The sequence below is a fragment of the Nocardia violaceofusca NBRC 14427 genome, assembly GCF_963869435.1.
In the GTDB taxonomy this organism is placed as follows: domain Bacteria; phylum Actinomycetota; class Actinomycetes; order Mycobacteriales; family Mycobacteriaceae; genus Nocardia; species Nocardia aobensis.
On sequence record NZ_CAWMPM010000025.1, the window covers coordinates 21315 to 40241 of the forward strand.

Below are 18927 nucleotides of genomic sequence, written 5' to 3' on the forward strand. Positions count from 1 at the left end.
TTCGGTGTTACCGGTTTCGGACGGACAGCACGAACGAGCATAGAACCCGCGCGTGTGGCCGTGGCAGGTAACCGGTGATCTTGCCCTACGAGAATACGACCAACCAGATCGCGACGTAATGGCACAGGGCCGCGAGAACCGTTGCCGCATGGAAGAATTCGTGGTGACCGAAGACCTCCGGCCACGGATTCGGCCATTTGGCGGCGTACAGGATCGCCCCCACGCTGTAGGCGATGCCGCCGATCAACAGCAGCACCATCGGCGTGACACCCACGTTGTGGGTCAGTGTCGCCGCGACCGGCACGATGGCCCAGCCCAGCAGCAGATACAGCGGCACCCCGACCCAGCGCGGCGCGGTCGGCCACAGCACTTTCAACGCCACCCCGGCCACGGCGCCGGCCCAGACCACGCTCAGCAGGGTGATCCCGGTGCGGCCGGGCAGTCCCAGCAGGGCGAACGGGGTGTAGCTGCCGGCGATGAACAGGAAGATCATCGAATGGTCGGCGCGCTTCATGCGAGTCCGGGTGCGCGCGGACTGCCAGGTCACCCGGTGGTAGATCGCGCTGATGCCGAAGATGCCGCAGACGGTCACGCCGTAGACCAGTGTCGACCAGCCCGCGGTCGCGGACACGGTCGCGGCGGCGGCGACCAGCACGGCCACGGCGACCGCCGCGACGCCGACCGCGTAGGTGTGGATCCAGCCGCGCATCCGCGGCTTGACGGCCAGGGTGCGCAGACCCTCCTCGGCCAGATGCTCGAGCGCGGACACCTTCCCGAGGACCGGATTCGCCGAGCTCACCCGTTCGGACACTGGTTACCTCCTGAGTAACCTACGGTTGCGTAGGTTAGTTCTCCAGTCACTGTACCGGCAGTAGGCTCCGCGTGCCGGACGCCGCCGCGATAGGGTCGACCGGAACCGGGGAACTGATCGTGGCGTCCGCTGCCCTCACTGCGCAGCAGAATTGGCGGAGAACTCGGGCGGCACGCGAGAGGTGGATAAGGTTGGCAGCCGTGAAGCTTGCTAGTCGGGTGCTCAGCGGTAAGGTGCGCAGCCTGCCCTATCGCATCTACGAGGCGCAGCTGTCGAAACAGCTGGCAGGCAAACAGCATCCGCGTCACGTCGCGGTCGTCTGTGACGGAAATCGCCGCTGGGCGCGGGAGAACGGCTTCACCGACGTCACCCACGGCCACCGGGTGGGTGCGCTGAAGATCGCCGAACTGGTCGGCTGGTGTCAGGCCGAGGGCATCGAGATGGTGACGGTGTATCTGCTGTCGACCGAGAATCTCAGCCGCTCGGCCGACGAACTGGAAACCCTGTTCGAGGTGATCACCGATGTGGTCGAGGAACTGTCCGCACCGGAGAACAACTGGGGTGTGCGCATCGTCGGGTCGCTGAAGGGCCTGCCCGAGGACGTCGCGCGCCGCATGGAGAAGGCGGCCGACGAAACGCACGGTCGCGGTGGTGTGCACGTGAACGTGGCCATCGGCTACGGCGGCCGCCAGGAGATCGCCGACGCGGTGCGCTCGCTGGTCCGGCAGGAGATCGCGGCCGGGGAGACCGGTGAGGACCTCGTGCAGTCGATCACGGTCAACGCCATCGGCCAGCATCTCTACACCTCGGGCCAGCCCGATCCGGATCTGGTCATCCGCACCTCGGGGGAGCAGCGGCTCTCGGGTTTCCTGCTGTGGCAGAGCGCCTACTCCGAGATCTGGTTCACCGAGGCCTACTGGCCGGAGTTCCGCCGTGTCGACTTCCTGCGCGCACTGCGCGACTACGCCGCACGCCATCGCCGTTACGGGGTGTGAGCGGACGGGCCGCAGATAACGGCCCGGCGCAGGATGTATTGCATTGCAAGATCATCCCCCGATCCGGCGCCGCGCTCGCGTACCGTCGCGAACATGAGCGAGATGCGGGCCGGGCCGGGCGGTGCGACGGAGGTGGCCGGAACGCCGGTGCCCTACGTCACCTATGCCGAATTCGGCCGGCGATTCGTGGCCTATGCCGCCTCCGAACAGCGGATTGCCGCTGTTTTCGCCCAATTGGCAGGCAGCGCATTCGATTTCGGCCCGATCGGGGTGGGGCCGGTACATCTGGCGAAGGCCTCCGCGCAGGTGCAGCTCGGTGATCCGGTACTGGAACGCTCGGTCGGCGAGGTCGTCGGTTTCGAGCTCGCCATACCGCTCGATATCGATCTGCTGCTGGATCTGGCCGTCGATCGTCACCGCTTCGACGTCACCGGCTTCGTCCACGTCCACCTGACGGTCCGCACCGCGGCACCGCTGCGGATCGTCATCGACATCGCCGAACCGCACCCCGGCGATGTGCGCATCGATGTGGCCACCACGACCCGGCGCGGCCAACTGCTGCGGCTGCTGGCCAGCGTCGATCACGAGATCCGCCGGTTCGTCGCCCGCTATGTGGCCAACGAGATCCGCAAACCGCATATCGCTGCCGTCCGCGACATCGATGTCGCCGCCCGGCTCGACGCGGCCTGGCCGGCGTGACGTGGAACCGGATCAGAGTTTGCGCAGGCGGATCCGGTTGATGCTGTGGTCGGAGTCCTTGCGCAGCACCAGGGTTGCGCGCGGCCGCGTCGGCAGGATGTTCTCCACCAGATTCGGCCGGTTGGTGGCGTTCCAGATCTCCTGGGCGGCGATGGTCGCCTCGGAATCGCTGAATTTCGCGTAGTGGTGGAAATGCGACTGCGGGTCCGCGAACGCCGTTTTCCGCAGGGAGAGAAAACGATCCACGTACCACCGCTCGATGTTCTCGATGCGCGCGTCGACGTAGATCGAGAAATCGAACAGGTCCGAGACCATGAGCCGCGGCCCGGTCTGCAGGACGTTGAGCCCCTCCATGATGAGGATGTCGGGCTGGCGCACGCAGTGGAACTGGTCCGGCAGGATGTCGTAGGCGATATGCGAATACATCGGGGCGCACACCTCGGGCGCACCGGATTTGACCTCGGTGACGAAACGCAGCAGCTTGCGGCGGTTGTAGCTCTCCGGAAAACCCTTGCGGTGCATGATGCCGCGCCGGGTGAGCTCGACCGTGGGATAGAGGAATCCGTCGGTGGTCACCAGGTCGACGCGCGGGTGGTGATCCCAGCGTGCGAGCAGTGCCTGCAATACGCGGGCGGTGGTCGATTTGCCGACCGCCACGCTGCCCGCGATGCCGATGACGAACGGCACCTGATGGTCGGGGTGGGTTTCACCCAGGAAGGTCGCGGTCGCGGCGAACAGTCGCTGCCGGGCGGCGACCTGGAGGTGGATCAACCGGGCCAGCGGCAGATAGACCTCGGCGACTTCTTCGAGATCGATCTGCTCGCCGAGACCACGCAGGCCGATCAGTTCTTCCTCGGTGAGGATCAGTGGAGTCGATTTACGCAGGGTGCGCCATTGTTTGCGATCGAATTCGACATACGGACTCGGCTCGCTCATCCGGCCCACCTACGCACACTCCCGGTCCGGAGACCCCGCGCCGGGCGGGCGTGCCACCACCCGTAACGACGTCACCGGTGAACCTGTGCCGTGCCCGGCGCGGCGAAATGCGCTCGACAGTCCTCGCATAGGCGAATTCTCCTCGGGGTGGGCACCGTGCCGAACGCGGGGTGTTATTACTCGCCGGTAACCCCCGGTGACATTTCTCTCCCCACCGCCGGGTTTCGGTCGCCGACGAGGCCGGGAAGAGGGAAGCGGCTATCGTCGGATGTCATGCACGCGCATCCGCTCGTCACCGAATATCTGCGCCTGGGACTGGCATTCGATCGCTTGGAACCAGGCTTCGTCGACGCCTACACCGGCGATCCCGCGCTGCGCCGAGCCGTGGAGTCGGCGCCCGCGCCGCAGCCACGTGAGCTGGCGGACCGGGCGGTGGCCCTGCGCAAGGAACTGCCCGAGGCCGGGCTGAGCGAGCAGCGCACCGAATTCCTGGAGGCGCACCTGCGGGCGCTGGAGTGCTCCGGACGCAAGTTCGCCGGCGACGACATCTCCTTCATCGACGAGGTGCGGTCCTATTTCGACGTCGACATCGCACTCGGCGACGTCGAGGACTATCGGGACGCGCATCGGCAACTCGACGAGGTGCTGGCCGGTGACGGCCCGCTGCTGGACCGGATGACCGCGCATCGGCGCGCCGACGAGATTCCGCCGCACCGCCTCACCGAATGTGTGCAGGCATTCTCGGGCGCACTGCGCGAGTTGGTGCGCGAACGCTATCCGCTGCCGGATCACGAGCAGGTGGAATACGAGATCGTCGGTGACAAACCGTGGTCGGGGTTCAATTACTACCTCGGTAATTTCCGCTCCCGGGTCGCGATCAATTCCGATCTCAAACAACATATGGCGCAGTTGCCGGCGCTGATCGCGCACGAGGCGTATCCGGGCCACCACACCGAACACTGCCGCAAAGAGGCGGGGCTCGTCGCGGCCGGACAGGACGAACAGACGTTGTTCGTGGTGAATACGCCGCAATGTCTGATGGCCGAGGGGCTGGCGGATCTGGCGCTGAAATCGATCGTCGGGCCGGACTGGGGAATCTGGGCGCAGGAAATCTATGCCGACCTCGGTCTGCGATTCGACGGCGAACGCGCACAACGACTCTCGAATGCCTCGGCGAAACTGCTCGCGGTCCGCCAGGATGCGGCGCTGCTGCTGCACGATCGCGGTCGCGGCGCCGACGAGGTCGCCGAATTCCTGCAGCGCTGGAGTCTGACCACCCCCGAACGCGCGCGGCAGTCCCTGCGCTTTCTGTCCTCACCGCTGTGGCGGGCCTACATCAGCACCTATGTGGAGGGGTATCGCCTGCTGGGCGGGTGGCTGGATCGCGCGGTCGACGCCGGCGATCGGGTGGCACGCTTCGGCCGGCTGCTCGACGAGCCGCTGACCCCGGCGGCGCTGCGCAAACAATGGTGACCGTGATCGGTATCGCACTATCCGATTCGGGGCTATCGATCTATTCGTCGGAATTCCGATTCCGAATACCGACCGGATCCGCGCCCCGACTCGCGAATCCGGCCGAAGGGTCTCGGCGCTACTACGCGCCCCAGCCCGCACAACCGGCGTTGCCGCCGGAGGAGATGGTGCAGGCGGACTTCAGGATCGCGAAAAGCATGTCCTGAATCGAGTTACCGGTACCCGCGGTGAAAAACAGCATGTGAACCCCTGATGTGATCGAATGAGTCGATGACGCTGTCACAGTCGTCGACAGCGCGGCGAATGTTACGCCTTTTTTACGAAGCGGGCAGCCCCGGATTATGGGGGCGCAACGGCCGGTGTGCAGTCGCTATTACATCTCGGCGGGTATCGCGGTCGCCGCGCCCGGTGCCGTTGCGGGCCACGACGGAGCGCCCGGGGGCCACCACATAGACTGTGCGCGTGACCCAGACGACCGCCCCCTCTGTCAACACCCAGTCGCTCGCCGATCTCGATCCCGAGCTCGCCGCCGCGATGGCGGGCGAACTCGCCCGTGAGCGCGACACCCTCGAGATGATCGCCTCCGAGAACTTCGTGCCGCGCGCGGTGCTGCAGGCGCAGGGCAGCGTGCTGACCAACAAATACGCCGAGGGTTATCCCGGTCGCCGCTACTACGGCGGTTGTGAGCACGTCGACGTGGTGGAGAACCTCGCGCGCGAGCGGGTCAAGGAGTTGTTCGGCGCCGAATTCGCCAACGTGCAGCCGCATTCGGGCGCGCAGGCCAACGCCGCGGTGCTGATGTCGCTGATGAATCCGGGCGAGAAACTGCTCGGCCTGGATCTGGCGCACGGCGGTCACCTCACCCACGGGATGCGGCTCAACTTCTCCGGCAAGCTCTACGAGGTGCACGCCTACGGGGTGAGCAAGGAAGACCACCGCGTCGACATGGACGAGCTGCGCAAGCAGGCGCGCGAGGTCCGGCCGAAGGTGATCGTGGCCGGCTGGTCGGCCTACCCGCGTCACCTGGACTTCGCGGCCTTCCGCGAGATCGCCGACGAGGTGGGCGCCTACCTCTGGGTCGATATGGCGCATTTCGCGGGTCTGGTCGCCGCCGGTCTGCACCCCTCGCCGGTGCCGCACGCGGATGTGGTGTCCTCGACCGTGCACAAGACCCTCGGTGGTCCGCGTTCGGGTCTGATCCTGGCCAAGCAGGAATACGCGAAGAAGCTCAACAGCGCCGTGTTCCCGGGCCAGCAGGGCGGTCCGCTCATGCACGTGATCGCCGCGAAGGCCGCCGCCTTCAAGATCGCGGGCACCGAGGAGTTCAAGCAGCGCCAGGAGCGCACCCTGTCCGGCGCCAAGATCCTGGCCGAGCGCCTGACCGCCGCCGATGTCGCCGGTAACGGCGTCACCGTGCTGACCGGCGGCACCGATGTGCACCTGGTGCTCGTGGATCTGCGCAACTCGCAGATGGACGGCCAGCAGGGCGAGGATCTGCTGCACGAGGTCGGAATCACGGTGAACCGCAACGCTGTTCCGTTCGACCCGCGTCCGCCGATGGTCACCTCCGGCCTGCGCATCGGCACCGCCGCGCTGGCCACCCGCGGCTTCGGCGACACCGAATTCGCCGAGGTGTCCGACATCATCGCCACCGCGCTGGCGGGCAACGCCGACCTCGCGTCCCTGCGCGCGCGAGTGTCCAAGCTGGCCCAGGACTTCCCGCTCTACGACGGCCTGGAGGACTGGAAGCTGCTCGGCTGAGGCCGCACCGCAGCGCGATCGACCCCGGTAGCCGGCCAGGCCGCCGGGGTCGATCTGTGAGTCGCCTTGTGCGCGTGGGCTTTTCGCTTCGCGACCGTACGGCGCGGGTGCCCGCGGGTTTGGCCGGAAGGCCCGGGAGCGGTCAGTCGCGGGTGCTCAGGTATTCGATGTACAACGGCCGCAACGCCTCGGCGATCTTGCCCTCGCCGGCGTGCACGTAGTCGTCGAGCATCGGCAGTACGTATTTGATGTCCGCCTCGCTCTCGCCGATGTTCCCGGTGGCGGCCGCCGCCGCCGGAATCTGCTCCAGCAGCCGCCACAGGAACTTGACGTCGCCGTGCCGGACGGCGTGTTTGACCGCGCGGTCGTGGAGTTCCTTCGACGACAGCTTCTCCAGCTCTGCCACATCGCTCATGTAGCGACTCTAGCGGGTTCGGGCGAGTAGCCGGGCAACTCTGTAGCTGACCGATAGCTACCGGTCGGCGTTCACTACCTATTCATCGACACGCCTGCCATCTCGGGAGCCGGAATCGCGAAATCGCAGTACCGTCGAAGTGCGAGCCGCGTCGTTGTGGCTCGTCCGGGAGGTTCTGATCGTGGCTGAGCAACTCAGTACGAGAGGGCCGGTACCCGGCCCTCGGGTCGTTTGACCCCAGGGCGGACCGGCCCAGCGAGAACGTCCGTGCGGGTATGGCACGGACAACAAAGGAGCCCACCGTGACTGATGCACGCTCCGTCATCGCTCCCTCGAAAGCCCGCTCCGACAAGAGCGGAGGCTCCGGAAAGGGAGCCGGCACCTCGCCCCGCAAATCCTTCGTGATCGACACCTCCGTGTTGTTGTCCGACCCCTGGGCCATGACGCGTTTCGGTGAACATCACGTGGTGTTACCGCTGGTGGTCATCAGCGAACTGGAGGCCAAACGGCACCATCACGAACTCGGCTGGTTCGCTCGCGAAGCCCTGCGCAATCTCGACGATCTGCGTTTGGAATTCGGCCGGTTGGACCTGCGGGTCCCGATCGGGACCGAGGGCGGCACGCTGCAGGTGGAGTTGAATCACACCGACCCGGAGGTGCTTCCGGTCGGGTTCCGCACCGACACCAACGATTCCCGCATCCTCGCCTGCGCGCTCAACCTCGCCGCCGAGGGGCAGCGAGTAGTGCTGGTGTCCAAGGACATTCCGCTGCGGGTGAAGGCGGGCGCGGTGGGCCTGCCCGCCGAGGAATACCACGCCCAGGACGTGGTGATCTCCGGCTGGACCGGGATGGCCGAACTCGAGGTCGGCGCCGACTGCGTCGACCGGCTCTACGCCGATTCGGTCATCGATCTGGACGAAGCCCGGGACCTGCCCTGTCACACCGGGATTCGGCTGCTCGGCGCCAACGGCAGCGCGCTGGCGCGGGTGACCGCGGACAAGCGGGTGCAGCTGGTGCGCGGCGATCGGGAGGCTTTCGGTCTGCACGGCCGCTCGGCCGAACAGCGCATCGCCCTCGATCTGCTGCTGGACGAGAGTGTGGGCATCGTCTCGCTGGGAGGTAAGGCCGGCACCGGAAAGTCGGCGCTGGCGCTCACCGCGGGCCTGGAAGCGGTGCTGGAGCGGCGTTCTCAGCGCAAGGTGGTGGTCTTCCGGCCGCTGTACGCGGTGGGCGGTCAGGAGCTGGGTTATCTACCGGGCAGTGAGAGCGAGAAGATGGGCCCGTGGGCCCAGGCGGTCTTCGACACCCTCGACGGCCTGGCGAGCCCGGAGGTGATGGAGGAGGTGCTCGCCCGCGGCATGCTGGAGGTCTTGCCGCTCACCCACATTCGCGGCCGGTCGCTGCACGATTCGTTCGTGATCGTGGACGAGGCGCAGTCACTGGAACGCAATGTGCTGCTCACGGTGCTCAGCCGGTTGGGCAGCGGGTCGCGGGTGGTGCTCACCCACGACGTCGCCCAGCGCGACAACCTGCGGGTCGGCCGCCACGACGGTGTCGCGGCGGTGATCGAAAAGCTCAAGGGCCACCCGCTTTTCGCCCACGTCACCCTGACCCGCAGCGAGCGCTCGCCGATCGCCGCGCTGGTCACCGAGATGCTGGAGGAGTACGGGCCGAACGCCTGAGACGGTCGGCCGAGCGAAACCCCGAGGCGGTAGCGGACATGTTCCGCTACCGCCTCGGCGGCAAAAGGTGTGTCCCAGCAAACATTCGGAATATGGTTCAGCTCACACGGTCGCGGGTATATTTCCGCAAGAACCCTGCTCGACGTGGTTGTCGGTGTTTCAGATAGGTTCGCCGGACCATTGCCGAGCGCCGGCCTGTGGGTCGGTGGTACCGCATGCGCGGCACCGCCTGCCTTCACCTTCCGAGAGGATGAACATGCACCACATCGCTCGACGTTCCGCCGCCGTCGTGATGGCCTTCGCCGGGACGGCGCTGCTGTTCACCGCCGCCTGCAGCAACGACAACAACGACAACAGCAGCTCGGGGACCACCACCCATGCCGGCATGACCGAAACCACCGGCGCGATGGCGACGGGCACCACGGCTCCGGGCACCACGGCTCCGGGCACGACGACTCCGGGCACGACGACTCCGGGCGCCGCGGCCTCGGAGACGAAGATCGCGACCCAGAACGGACAGGAGATCGCGGTCTCCGGCCACATCCTCACCAAGTACACCGAGATGGGCGCTGTGCAGAGCCCGCTCGGTGAGCCCACCGGCGCAGCGGTCGAGGGCCCCAACGGCGGTTCCTGCCAGGAGTTCACCGGCGGTGCGATCTGCTGGAGCCAGCAGACCGACGCCCACGTGGTGTGGGGCGATATCCGCACCGCCTGGGAGGGCAACGGCGGCGTGAACGGCAAGCTCGGCTATCCGACCAGCGACGAGAAGGACAACCCGACCGGTAAGGAGAGCGACTTCACCGGCGGCACGATCACCTGGAACTCCGCCGACCGGCAGACCACGGTGACCACCAAGTAGGACGACGCGCGGCGCGGCGCCGAGACATCCTCACGGTCTCGCGCCCGCGCCGCTGTGTATCGCACGGCGTCCGCGCGTAATTCCCCCGCTTCGCCCGAACAGTCGGTACCTTGTCGTGGTGCAAACTCAGTTGACCGATCGTGAGCTGCTGGAATCGCTCGCGGATGCGGTGGAAGACAATCTCCGGCGCCACACCGAGCTGGCGCAGGTCTGGCAGCCGCACGAGTACGTGCCTTTCAGTGACGGACGCAATTTCGGCTTCCTCGGCGGCGTCGACTGGGATCCCGAACAGGCCGCCCTGGGTGAGGTTGCCACGGTTGCGCTCACCGTGAGCGTGCTGATCGCCGACAATTTGCCGTCGTACCATCGCGAGCTCGGCAAGCACCTGCGCACGGGCCCGTGGTGGCGCTGGGTCGGCCGCTGGACGGCCGAGGAGAACCGCCACGAGATCCTCATCCGCAACTATCTGATGGTGACGCGGGCGGTGGATCCGGTGGAACTCGAGCGCGCGCGGATGGAGCATATGACCACCGGCTTCCGCCGGCCGCCGCTGCACCTGCTGGATGTGCTGGCGCTGTGCGCCTTCGAGGAGTCCGCCTCGGCGGTGCGGCACCGCAATATCGCGGCGCTGCAGGAGAATTCGATGGTGACCGCCATCGCGGACCGGATCGCGCTCGACGACGAGTTGCAGTCGGCGTTCTTCGGCAATCTGGTCGCCGCGGCGCTGGAGCTGGTGCCGGATCAGGCCATGCGGGCGATCGCCGATCGGATCGCCGAGTTCCGCGTTCCGGAACTCACTCTGCGCGACGGCCGCAACAGCACCGAGGTCCTGGCCGAGGCCGGCATCTACGAACCCAAGCGCGCCGGAGAGCTGGTCTTCACACCCCTGCTGGAACGCTGGAACATCTTCTCGCGCACCGACTTCGGCACCGCAGGTGAGGCGGCCCGAGCGGAGATCGGCCACCTGCGCGGCTGATGTCGCGACGGTCGTGGTGTGCGGGTGCGCGCACCACGACCGGCAGCGCCGGGCGCCGCTCGGCTGCGCGTGATCAGCGCCGGCGGACCAGGTTCCAGATCCCCGCCGCGGTGCCGCGCAGGAAGTTCTCCCAGCTGAAGTGGTCGTGCCACAGGGTGATGCGGCCGTCGACGAGTTCGAACGTGCCACAGACCCAGAACCCGATTTCCAGCGGGCCCATGCGCAGGTAATCGGTGCGTTCGGTAAGGACCGTCTCGCCCTCGACCGCGGGGGCGCCATCGGTTTCCGCGGCGATGTGGTGCATATCGGCGCGGAAACCGAACGCGTCGCGACTCAGCCCGCGCAGTACCGCGCCGACGCGATGGATGCCGCGGATATCGGGCAGCGACGTGTTCTTCCAGACGATGTCGGGATCCAGCAGATCCAGCGCCTCGTTCACCGCGCTCATTTCCATCGCGGCGAAGAACTCGCGCACCGTGGTCACGGCGTTCTGTTGTAGCTCCGGTAATTCGGCCATAGTCCGACTGTAGGCGTGCGGGGGCGCGGACGGGGGATGATCGCGGTCGTTTCGGCTCGTCGTCGGGTGTTCGACGCGTTTCAGTCCCGCCGCCGGGCGATCAGGGCGGCCACACCGTCGAGAATGCGCTCGATGCCGTAGCTCAGGGCCGCGTTGCGACCGTCCTCGGACGTGTCGGAGAAGGCCGCCACGACCTCGGGGTAGCGGTCGGCGTGGGCGGCCAGGACCTCGCCGACCTGGCGGGCTATTTCGCTCTCGGCCTGCTCGGGTCCGGTCGAAGCGGTCTGCTGCACCAGGCTGCGGATGTGGCCGTTCAGCAGCACCACGGTGTCGAGGCGTTCGGAGCCGCGTAGTCCGGTGCCGGCCAGCGGCGCGAGTGCGGCCTCCATCCAGCCCAGTTCGTTCGGGCCGAGCGGTCGCGCACCGGCGGTGAGTTCGATGGTCCACGGATGCGCCCGATACCGCTCGTACATCGTCTCTGTCCACTGCCGCAGCGCCTCGCGCCAGGGTTCGGTATCCGAGTCGGCGACCGTGACCTCCGGCGGTTGTCCCATCCCGTAGTCCAGCATCAAGGCTGTGAGCTCGGCCTTTCCCGGTACATAGCGATACAGCGCCATCTTGGCGCAGCCCAGCCGCTCGGCCAGCCGCTGCATCGAGACGGCGGCCATCCCGTCGGCATCGGCCAGGGCGATGGCCTCGGTGACGATGCGTTCCAGCGACAGCGACGGCTTGGGGCCGCGCCGAGGGCGCTGCGAATTCCCCCACAGCAGTTCGTGGGCAGTCGGTCCGGTCATGACGCCATCCTCTCCGAATTCCGGCTTGACGGGAAACTGCGTCCAGCATACGCTAATTAGCGTCCGACAGACACAGTTACTGATCGAGGGGTCATCATGCGGAATACGACAGTTCTCATCTCCGGTGCGAGCGTCGCCGGCCCGGCGCTGGCCTACTGGCTGCAGCGCTACGGCTTCGCCGTCACCGTCGTCGAGCGGGCGCCCGAATTGCGGGCCGGTGGTCAGGCCGTCGACTTCAAGGGCGCCACCCACCGCACGGTGCTCGAGCGGATGGGCGTGTGGGAGGAGATCCACCGCCGACAGACCGGCAAGACCGATATGATCCTCACCGACGCCGAGGGCGGCGAATTGGCCGTCATATCAGGCGATTTCACCGGCGGCGATGTGGAGATCCTGCGCGGCGACCTGGCCGAGATCTTCTACGAGCGCACCGCGCACAGCTGTGAATACATGTTCGGCGACTCCGTCACCGCGCTGCGTGAGACCGCCGCCGGCGTCGAGGTCGAATTCGAGAACGCCCCCGCGCGGACCTTCGATTTGGTGGTCGGTTGCGACGGCATCCACTCCCGGGTGCGCGCCCTGGCCTTCGGCCCCGAGGCCGACTACGTCAAACATCTGGGCTACTACTACTGCACCGCGGGTGCGGCCGGCTGGGGACACGACCCGAACGGGCCGCGGCGGCGTAACCGGTCCGAGGCCTACAACGAACCCGGACGGCTGGCGGTCCGGGGCGGGAACAAGGCCGCGCACATGTACATGTTCGCCGCCCAACCGCTCACCTTCGACCGGCACGACGAGGCGGCGCAACGCCGCGTCCTGGCGGACGCCTTCGCCGGTGCCGGGGGGCCGGTGCCCGCCATGATGGCCGAACTGTCCGAACTCGACTCGTTCTACCTGGATTCGCTGGGCCAGGTGGGGATGAAGGAGGGCTACACCAAGGGCCGGGTCGCGCTGGTCGGTGACTCCGCCTACGGAAATACCCTGGGCGGCTTCGGAACCGGGCTGGCGGTGGTCGGCGCCTACGTGCTGGCGGGTGAGCTGGCGCTGGCCGACGGCGACCATACGGCCGCCTTCGCCCGCTACAACGAACTGATGAAGCGCTACGCCAAGATCGCGGGCAACAGCAACGCGGGCCGCTTCCTCGCGCCGCGCACCGCCCGTGGCATCCGGATGCGCAACTGGTTCCTCGGCTCGCGAATGTTCGACCTGATGCTGAAATACAGCGACAATGCCGCCAACGACATCGATCTGCGCGACTATCCGGCGCTGGTGGCGGCCTGAGCCGCAAGTCCGGATCCGGCCTGTCGGCGCGAGCGCGTCGCGGCGGCCGGATCCGGAGATCGTGCGATCAGTCCTGGTCCTCGACCTTCGCCATCGACAGCACGTCCAGCCGGCGATCCAGCTCTTCCTCCGACAGCTTCTCGCCGATCAGACCGCGGTCGACGACCGTCTCCCGAATCGTCTTGTTCTCGCGCAGTGCCTGTTTCGCCACGGCGGCCGCTTCCTCGTAGCCGATGGCCGAGTTCAGCGGGGTGACGATCGACGGCGAGGACTCCGCGAGCCGGCGCAGCCGTTCGGTATCGGCGGTGAGGCCGGCGACGCACTTGTCGGCGAAGAGGCGAGACACGTTGGCCAGCAATCGAATCGACTCCAGGACGTTGCGGGCCATCATCGGGATGTAGACGTTCAGTTCGAAGGCGCCGTTGCCGCCACCCCACGCCACCGCGGCATCGTTGCCGATCACCTGGGCGGCGACCTGCGTCACGGCTTCCGGCAGAACGGGATTCACCTTGCCGGGCATGATCGAGGAGCCCGGCTGCAGATCCGGCAGCTGGATCTCCGCGAGCCCGGTGAGCGGTCCGGAACCCATCCAGCGAATATCGTTGGCGATCTTGGTGAGACTGATGGCGATGGTCCGCAGCGAACCGGAGATCTCGACCAGGCCGTCGCGCGCGGCCTGGGCCTCGAAATGGTTGCGAGCCTCGGCCAGTTCGTCCAGTCCGGTCGTCTTGCGCAGTTCCGCAACGACTTTCGCACCGAAGCCGGTGGGCGCGTTGAGTCCGGTACCGACCGCGGTGCCGCCGATGGGCAGCTCACCCAGCCGCGGCAGGGCGGCGACCAGGCGTTCCGTTCCGGCCTCGACCTGCCGGGTGTAGCCGCTGAACTCCTGGCCGAGGGTCACCGGGACGGCGTCCATCAGGTGGGTGCGGCCGGACTTCACCACCGTCCGCCACTCGGTGGCCTTGTCCAGCAGCCGCAGCCGCAGATGATCCAGCGCCGGCAGCAGCTCCTTCACCACGGCCTCGGTGGCGGCCAGATGCGTCGCGGTTGGGAAGGTGTCGTTGGACGACTGGGACATGTTCACGTCGTCGTTCGGGTGCACGGTGACGCCCCGGGCGGCGGCCAGGCTCGCGATCACCTCGTTGGCGTTCATATTCGAGCTCGTGCCGGAGCCGGTCTGGAAGACGTCGATGGGGAACTGGTCGTCGTGGCGGCCCTCGGCGATCTCGTTCGCAGCGGCGATGATCGCCTCGGCCTTCACACCGTCGAGCAGCCCCAGATCCCGGTTCACCGCCGCGCACGCGGCCTTGAGCAGGCCGAGGGCGCGGATCTGAGCGCGTTCGAGGCCGCGGCCGCTGATCGGGAAGTTCTCCACCGCCCGCTGCGTCTGCGCCCGCCACAACGCGTTCACCGGAACGCGGACCTCGCCCATGGTGTCGTGTTCGATGCGGTACTGCGTCTGGTCGTCGGTCATAAGTCGACACTAAGCCGGTTGAACGATGGAGTGGGCTGCCACGCCTGAGGCTTTTCGCACAGGAATCGGCGGAATACCGGCGGTTCGGCCGGACCGCGGGCGCGGCAGCACGCACTGTCGTCGGACCGAGACAGCTTCTGCCGTCAGACGAAGGTGTAGGCGAGACCGTTGCTGGTTCCGCCCGACCCGGTGACCGTTATCTGCACCGTGCCCGCCGCATGGGCCGGCGCGACGGCGGTGATCTGGGTGCTGGAGTTCACGGTGAACGTCGTGGCGGTCGTGCCGAACCGGACGGTCAGCGGGCCGGTGAAATCGGTGCCGGTGATCGTCACGTTGTTGCCTCCCGTCGTCGGCCCGGAGGCCGGGGAGATGGAGGTGATGCTCGGTACGACGACGTAGATGTAGGTGGCCGAGTTGCTGGTGCCGCCGGGCCCGGTGACGGTCACCGACACGATCCCGGTGCCGGCGGGGGCGACGGCGGTGATCTGGGTGTCGGAATCGACGGTGAAGGAGGTCGCCGGAGTCGTACCGAAATTCACCGCGGTGGCTCCCGTCAGGCCCGACCCGGTGAGCGTGACCGTCGTCCCGCCCGTGGTCGCCCCCTGGCCGGGGTTGATGCCGCTCAACGCCGGCACCGCGAGGTAGGTGTACGTCGCGCCGTTGCTGGTGCCTGCCGAGGTGGTGACGGTGACCTGCACGGCGCCGACCGAGCCGGCCGGGGCGATCGCCGTGATCTGCGTCGATGAGTTCAGCGTGAAAGTCGTTGCGGTCGTGCCGAATCGGACGGTGGTCGGACCGGTGAATCCGGTACCGGTGATCGTGACGCTGGTACCTCCTGTGGTGGGGCCCGACGACGGGGAGAGGGACGTGATGGTCGGCATGGCGCTGCCTCCTGACTGCTGCTGAGATCGTGTACAACCCGGCGGGCTTCCCGAATCGCGCCGGGGTCCCGCAACTTCTATTAACGTCCCGGAAACACGCCGCGGGGCGGCCTCTCGAGTTCGTTTTTGTCCGTTATCGATTCCGCCGCGCCGAGCGGCCGGTCGCCCGCAACCGCCGTACCAGTGGGAAAACGGACAAAAGTGGATCGGAGATGCGTTGCCCTGCAACGGTGTCAGGGCGCTTAATGGATATGCGGGCCGTCGATCGGGTGGGGCGGAACGTCCCGCGCCTTTGCCATAGCTGTACCGGGTAGGGCCGATTGTTCGGGTCGCCGCCGCGGGGCGGTGGTCGCTGGGGTAAGGGGGTTTCCTTGGCTACCGTGCTGAAAACGCTGCTGGCGGAGCGGCATCTCAAGAGTCACTCGGATTTCCTGGCCGCTTACGACGCCTGTGCCGCACGACTCGACCCGCCCGTCCCGCCCGGTTATGGGCCCGCGAAAACCCAGTTCTATCAATGGCTTTCGGGTAAAATGGTCGGGCTTCCACGCGACTACCACTGCCGGGTGCTGGCCGAGATGTTCCCCGGCTGGGCGATCGAGAGTTTGTTCCGGACGGCAACCGAGCCCACACCGGTCGCGATCGGCGTGGACGAGCCGAGTCTCCCGCCCGACGACGTCGAACTCGCGGCCTTTCTCGGAGCCGAGATGCTCACCAGCGGTGTCACTCTCGTGTACCCGGCATTCAAGCTGCCGCTGCGGTCGGCGCGCGCACGCCGGGCGCTCGCGGCGTCCGATCGGTATTCGTTCGAGCGCAAGATTCGCGCGATCGCGGCCGACCACCGCTCGGATGTGCTGGCGGCCTTGCCGGAGAAGGAGTTTCGCGGGCTGCTGTACGTGCTGTCGATGCTCCAGCGCCATGCCGGTTTCTCGGCCGACGTCCGCAGCGATCGCGAGGTCGTCGCACACGGTGAGCGTCCTTACATCAGCTTCGGACTCACCGGCAACGCGTGCACGCGAAGGTATCTCGACAACGTCGAGCGGCCGCTGTTCGATCTCGACGGCCGGGGTCGTCGCATCGAACAGGTGGCGTTGGCCGACGGCAGCCGGTACGGCTCGCGCGACGGCCACAGCGTCGGTGTCATCGCGCGAGTGCGACCGGATCCGGATCTGTACCCCGGCCGATACCGGATCTTCTGCGCCGGCTTGGGACCGCGCGGAACCACCGGCGCCGGTTGGTATCTCGCCCACTCGTGGGGTCTGTTGCAGCGCCAAGCAGAAGACCGCGAGTTCGTCGCCGTCGTCGACATCGGTGACAACTCCGACGACACGGCCCACCTCGAGTATCTGATGATCGAATCGGCGCGGTGAGCCGCCGGCCCCACCGCCGCGTTCCCTCCCCGGAGCTCCCCATCGAGGCTGTTACCTGTCAACGGGTTTCGGCCGCATCGATTTTGGAGCGACGGAGGGAGGGAGCGCAGCGACTGAGCGGAGGAGTGAAAAATCGAGGCCAAGGGGCCGAAACCCCGCCGCAGCGAAACGGAGGCCGATATTACGGCAGCGGCGGAATCGCGTCCTCGTCGCCGACGAAGTCGACCGAGGCGTATTCGTGCAGCTTGGTGAGGCGGTGGTAGGCGTCGATGATGCGCACGGTGCCAGACTTGGAGCGCATCACGATCGACTGGGTCGAGGCGCCGCCGCTGTAGTAGCGCACGCCGCGCAGCAGGTCGCCGTCGGTGACGCCGGTGGCGGAGAAGAAGACGTTCTCACCGGAGACCAGGTCCTCGGTGGTCAGGATGCGGTCGAGGTCGTGACCGGCATCGAGCGCCTTCTGCTTCTCGGCGTCGTCGGTGGGGGCCAGCTTGCCCTGCAGGGCACCGCCCATACAGCGCAGCGCGGCCGCGGCGATGATGCCCTCGGGGGTGCCGCCGATGCCGACCAGCATGTCGGTGCCCGATTCGGGGCGGGCGCAGGCGATGGCGCCGGCGACGTCGCCGTCGGAGATCAGGCGGATGCGCGCACCCGCGTCGCGAACCTCCTGGATGTGGCGGGCGTGGCGGGGCCGGTCCAGCACGCAGACGGTGAGGTCGGAGACCAGCGAATTCTTGGCCTTGGCCACCCGGCGCAGGTTTTCCGCGATGGGGGCGGACAGGTCGATCACATCCGCCGCTTCCGGGCCGACCGCGATCTTCTCCATGTAGAACACCGCCGACGGATCGAACATGGCGCCGCGTTCGGCAACGGCCAGCACCGAGATGGCACCCGGGGACCCCTTGGACATCAGCGTGGTGCCGTCGATCGGGTCGACGGCGAAGTCGACCTCGGGACCGGTCCCGTCGCCCACGGGCTCGCCGTTGTAGAGCATCGGGGCTTCGTCCTTCTCGCCCTCGCCGATCACGACGGTGCCGCGCATGGAGACGGTGGCCACCAGCTGCCGCATCGCGTCGACGGCCGCCCCGTCGCCGCCCTCCTTGTCACCGCGGCCGACCCAGCGGCCCGCGGCCATCGCACCGGCTTCGGTCACCCGGACCAACTCCAGTGCGAGGTTGCGGTCCGGGGCCTCGCGGCGGCGACTGGTTGCGGGTGTGGGTGCCGTCATGACGGTGCCTCCTCGGGTTGTGTATTGCTGCGTGAATTGTCGCAGAACGGTCGGATCCGCCATTCAGGTACTGCTGTTCCACTTCGCGGGAAGAGCGTCCGCGCCGGTGGGGACCGCTGTGATGTCGGCCTCCCGGCCCGAGGGCGAGGCTCGGCGGGTTCGGCGGCGCGTGGATACTTGGGTCGTGTCGCAGAAACCACGCATCCTCAACGACTACCGGGATCTGATCTGGTCGCTGATCCCGCTGGTACTGATCTGCGTGGTGCTGGCCGCGGTGGCCAGCCAGTGCAGCTTCTCCGCGCACGGACCCACGCCCGGTCAGGTGCCGAACTTCGACGTCCAGTCGGCCCTGCACGACGACGCCAAGGCGCTGCCCTTCCCGATTCGCGACCCCGCTGTGCCGGCGGACTGGAAGGCCAATTCCGGCAGTCGTGACACCGTCACCGGATCCGGCGGCGGCACCGTCAGCACGGTCGGTTTCATCACCTCCAACGGCACCTACCTGCAGCTGAGCCAGAGCAACGCGAGCGAGAGCGCGCTGGCCGCCCACGTCGTCGACACCCGCAGCCCGTCCGGGTCCCGGATGGTGGGCAATCAGAAGTGGACCGTGTACCACGTGCAGGGCAGCGAGTCGGCCTGGATCTCGGACTTCGGACAGAGCCGCGTGCTGCTCAAGGGGGCGGCCGATGAGGCGGCCTATCTGACGCTCGCGCAGGCCGTGGACGCCGCGGCCCCGCTCCAGCGCTGAGCGCTGCTACAACTTCGAGCCCCTGCTACC

At 67.4% G+C, this 18927-nt stretch carries 18 protein-coding genes; 10 read left to right on the top strand and 8 right to left on the bottom strand.

The features are described from left to right. Window positions 1–85 precede the first annotated feature (85 nt). Window positions 86–709 (bottom strand): PAQR family membrane homeostasis protein TrhA, encoded by a 624-nt coding sequence (gene trhA / locus AC5592_RS20670; protein ID WP_051024972.1) that lies wholly within the window; start codon window positions 707–709, stop codon window positions 86–88. Window positions 710–1011: 302 nt separating this feature from the next. On the opposite strand from trhA, the gene AC5592_RS20675 reads away from it, so the two are divergent. Both AC5592_RS20675 and AC5592_RS20680 read left to right on the top strand, forming a co-directional pair. Beyond that, window positions 1012–1806, top strand: coding sequence for an isoprenyl transferase (locus AC5592_RS20675; protein ID WP_063065179.1), 795 nt, complete (start codon window positions 1012–1014; stop codon window positions 1804–1806). Between the two features lie 93 nt (window positions 1807–1899). Continuing rightward, complete coding sequence (locus AC5592_RS20680) at window positions 1900–2505, top strand: hypothetical protein (RefSeq protein ID WP_051024968.1); 606 nt, start codon at window positions 1900–1902, stop codon at window positions 2503–2505. Window positions 2506–2517: 12 nt separating this feature from the next. Here AC5592_RS20680 and coaA read toward each other — a convergent pair whose 3' ends face one another. Next, the gene (gene coaA, locus AC5592_RS20685; RefSeq protein WP_036505031.1) at window positions 2518–3450 is read right to left on the bottom strand and encodes a type I pantothenate kinase; all 933 of its coding nucleotides are present in this window, start codon (window positions 3448–3450) and stop codon (window positions 2518–2520) included. A 264-nt stretch (window positions 3451–3714) separates the two neighbouring features. Between coaA and AC5592_RS20690 the strand changes: the two genes are divergently transcribed. Continuing rightward, window positions 3715–4914, top strand: coding sequence for a hypothetical protein (locus tag AC5592_RS20690; protein WP_036505029.1), 1200 nt, complete (start codon window positions 3715–3717; stop codon window positions 4912–4914). Between the two features lie 462 nt (window positions 4915–5376). After that, on the top strand, window positions 5377–6675 hold the full coding sequence (gene glyA / locus AC5592_RS20695; RefSeq protein ID WP_063065180.1) for a serine hydroxymethyltransferase: 1299 nt from the start codon (window positions 5377–5379) through the stop codon (window positions 6673–6675). 142 nt (window positions 6676–6817) lie between these two features. Here the strand turns inward: glyA and AC5592_RS20700 are convergent, their stop codons facing one another. Then, entirely contained in the window at window positions 6818–7090 is a 273-nt protein-coding gene (locus AC5592_RS20700) for a hypothetical protein (RefSeq protein ID WP_036505027.1), read from the bottom strand. A 302-nt stretch (window positions 7091–7392) separates the two neighbouring features. On the opposite strand from AC5592_RS20700, the gene phoH2 reads away from it, so the two are divergent. The 3 genes from phoH2 (at window position 7393) to AC5592_RS20715 (ending at window position 10607) form a co-directional block, all read left to right on the top strand. Then, a complete protein-coding gene (gene phoH2 / locus AC5592_RS20705) occupies window positions 7393–8772 on the top strand; it encodes an RNA 5'-3' helicase PhoH2 (protein ID WP_174372330.1) in 1380 nt (459 codons plus the stop codon). Window positions 8773–9028: 256 nt separating this feature from the next. Then, window positions 9029–9631: an LGFP repeat-containing protein gene (locus AC5592_RS20710; RefSeq protein ID WP_063065243.1), complete on the top strand. Its 603-nt coding sequence runs from the start codon at window positions 9029–9031 to the stop codon at window positions 9629–9631. A 118-nt stretch (window positions 9632–9749) separates the two neighbouring features. Beyond that, complete coding sequence (locus AC5592_RS20715) at window positions 9750–10607, top strand: acyl-ACP desaturase (RefSeq protein ID WP_063065244.1); 858 nt, start codon at window positions 9750–9752, stop codon at window positions 10605–10607. Window positions 10608–10680: 73 nt separating this feature from the next. On the opposite strand, the gene AC5592_RS20720 is transcribed toward AC5592_RS20715, so the two are convergent. Further along, complete coding sequence (locus AC5592_RS20720; RefSeq protein ID WP_036505026.1) at window positions 10681–11124, bottom strand: limonene-1,2-epoxide hydrolase family protein; 444 nt, start codon at window positions 11122–11124, stop codon at window positions 10681–10683. Between the two features lie 80 nt (window positions 11125–11204). Beyond that, entirely contained in the window at window positions 11205–11918 is a 714-nt protein-coding gene (locus AC5592_RS20725) for a TetR/AcrR family transcriptional regulator (protein WP_036505024.1), read from the bottom strand. Between the two features lie 96 nt (window positions 11919–12014). Here AC5592_RS20725 and AC5592_RS20730 point away from each other — a divergent pair, with 96 nt between their 5' ends. Then, a complete protein-coding gene (locus tag AC5592_RS20730; protein ID WP_063065181.1) occupies window positions 12015–13199 on the top strand; it encodes an FAD-dependent monooxygenase in 1185 nt (394 codons plus the stop codon). Window positions 13200–13266: 67 nt separating this feature from the next. On the opposite strand, the gene AC5592_RS20735 is transcribed toward AC5592_RS20730, so the two are convergent. Then, complete coding sequence (locus tag AC5592_RS20735) at window positions 13267–14673, bottom strand: class II fumarate hydratase (RefSeq protein WP_036505022.1); 1407 nt, start codon at window positions 14671–14673, stop codon at window positions 13267–13269. A gap of 143 nt (window positions 14674–14816) precedes the next feature. After that, window positions 14817–15554 carry an IPT/TIG domain-containing protein gene (locus tag AC5592_RS20740; protein WP_063065182.1) on the bottom strand — a complete coding sequence of 246 codons (738 nt, stop codon included), beginning with the start codon at window positions 15552–15554 and terminating at the stop codon, window positions 14817–14819. Window positions 15555–15925: 371 nt separating this feature from the next. Between AC5592_RS20740 and AC5592_RS20745 the strand changes: the two genes are divergently transcribed. Continuing rightward, a complete protein-coding gene (locus AC5592_RS20745) occupies window positions 15926–16921 on the top strand; it encodes a hypothetical protein (RefSeq protein WP_157122075.1) in 996 nt (331 codons plus the stop codon). A 181-nt stretch (window positions 16922–17102) separates the two neighbouring features. Here the strand turns inward: AC5592_RS20745 and glpX are convergent, their stop codons facing one another. Then, on the bottom strand, window positions 17103–18149 hold the full coding sequence (gene glpX / locus AC5592_RS20750) for a class II fructose-bisphosphatase (protein WP_036505036.1): 1047 nt from the start codon (window positions 18147–18149) through the stop codon (window positions 17103–17105). A gap of 184 nt (window positions 18150–18333) precedes the next feature. Here glpX and AC5592_RS20755 point away from each other — a divergent pair, with 184 nt between their 5' ends. Next, window positions 18334–18897 carry a DUF4245 domain-containing protein gene (locus AC5592_RS20755; protein WP_232329469.1) on the top strand — a complete coding sequence of 188 codons (564 nt, stop codon included), beginning with the start codon at window positions 18334–18336 and terminating at the stop codon, window positions 18895–18897. The last annotated feature ends 30 nt before the right edge of the window (window positions 18898–18927 follow it).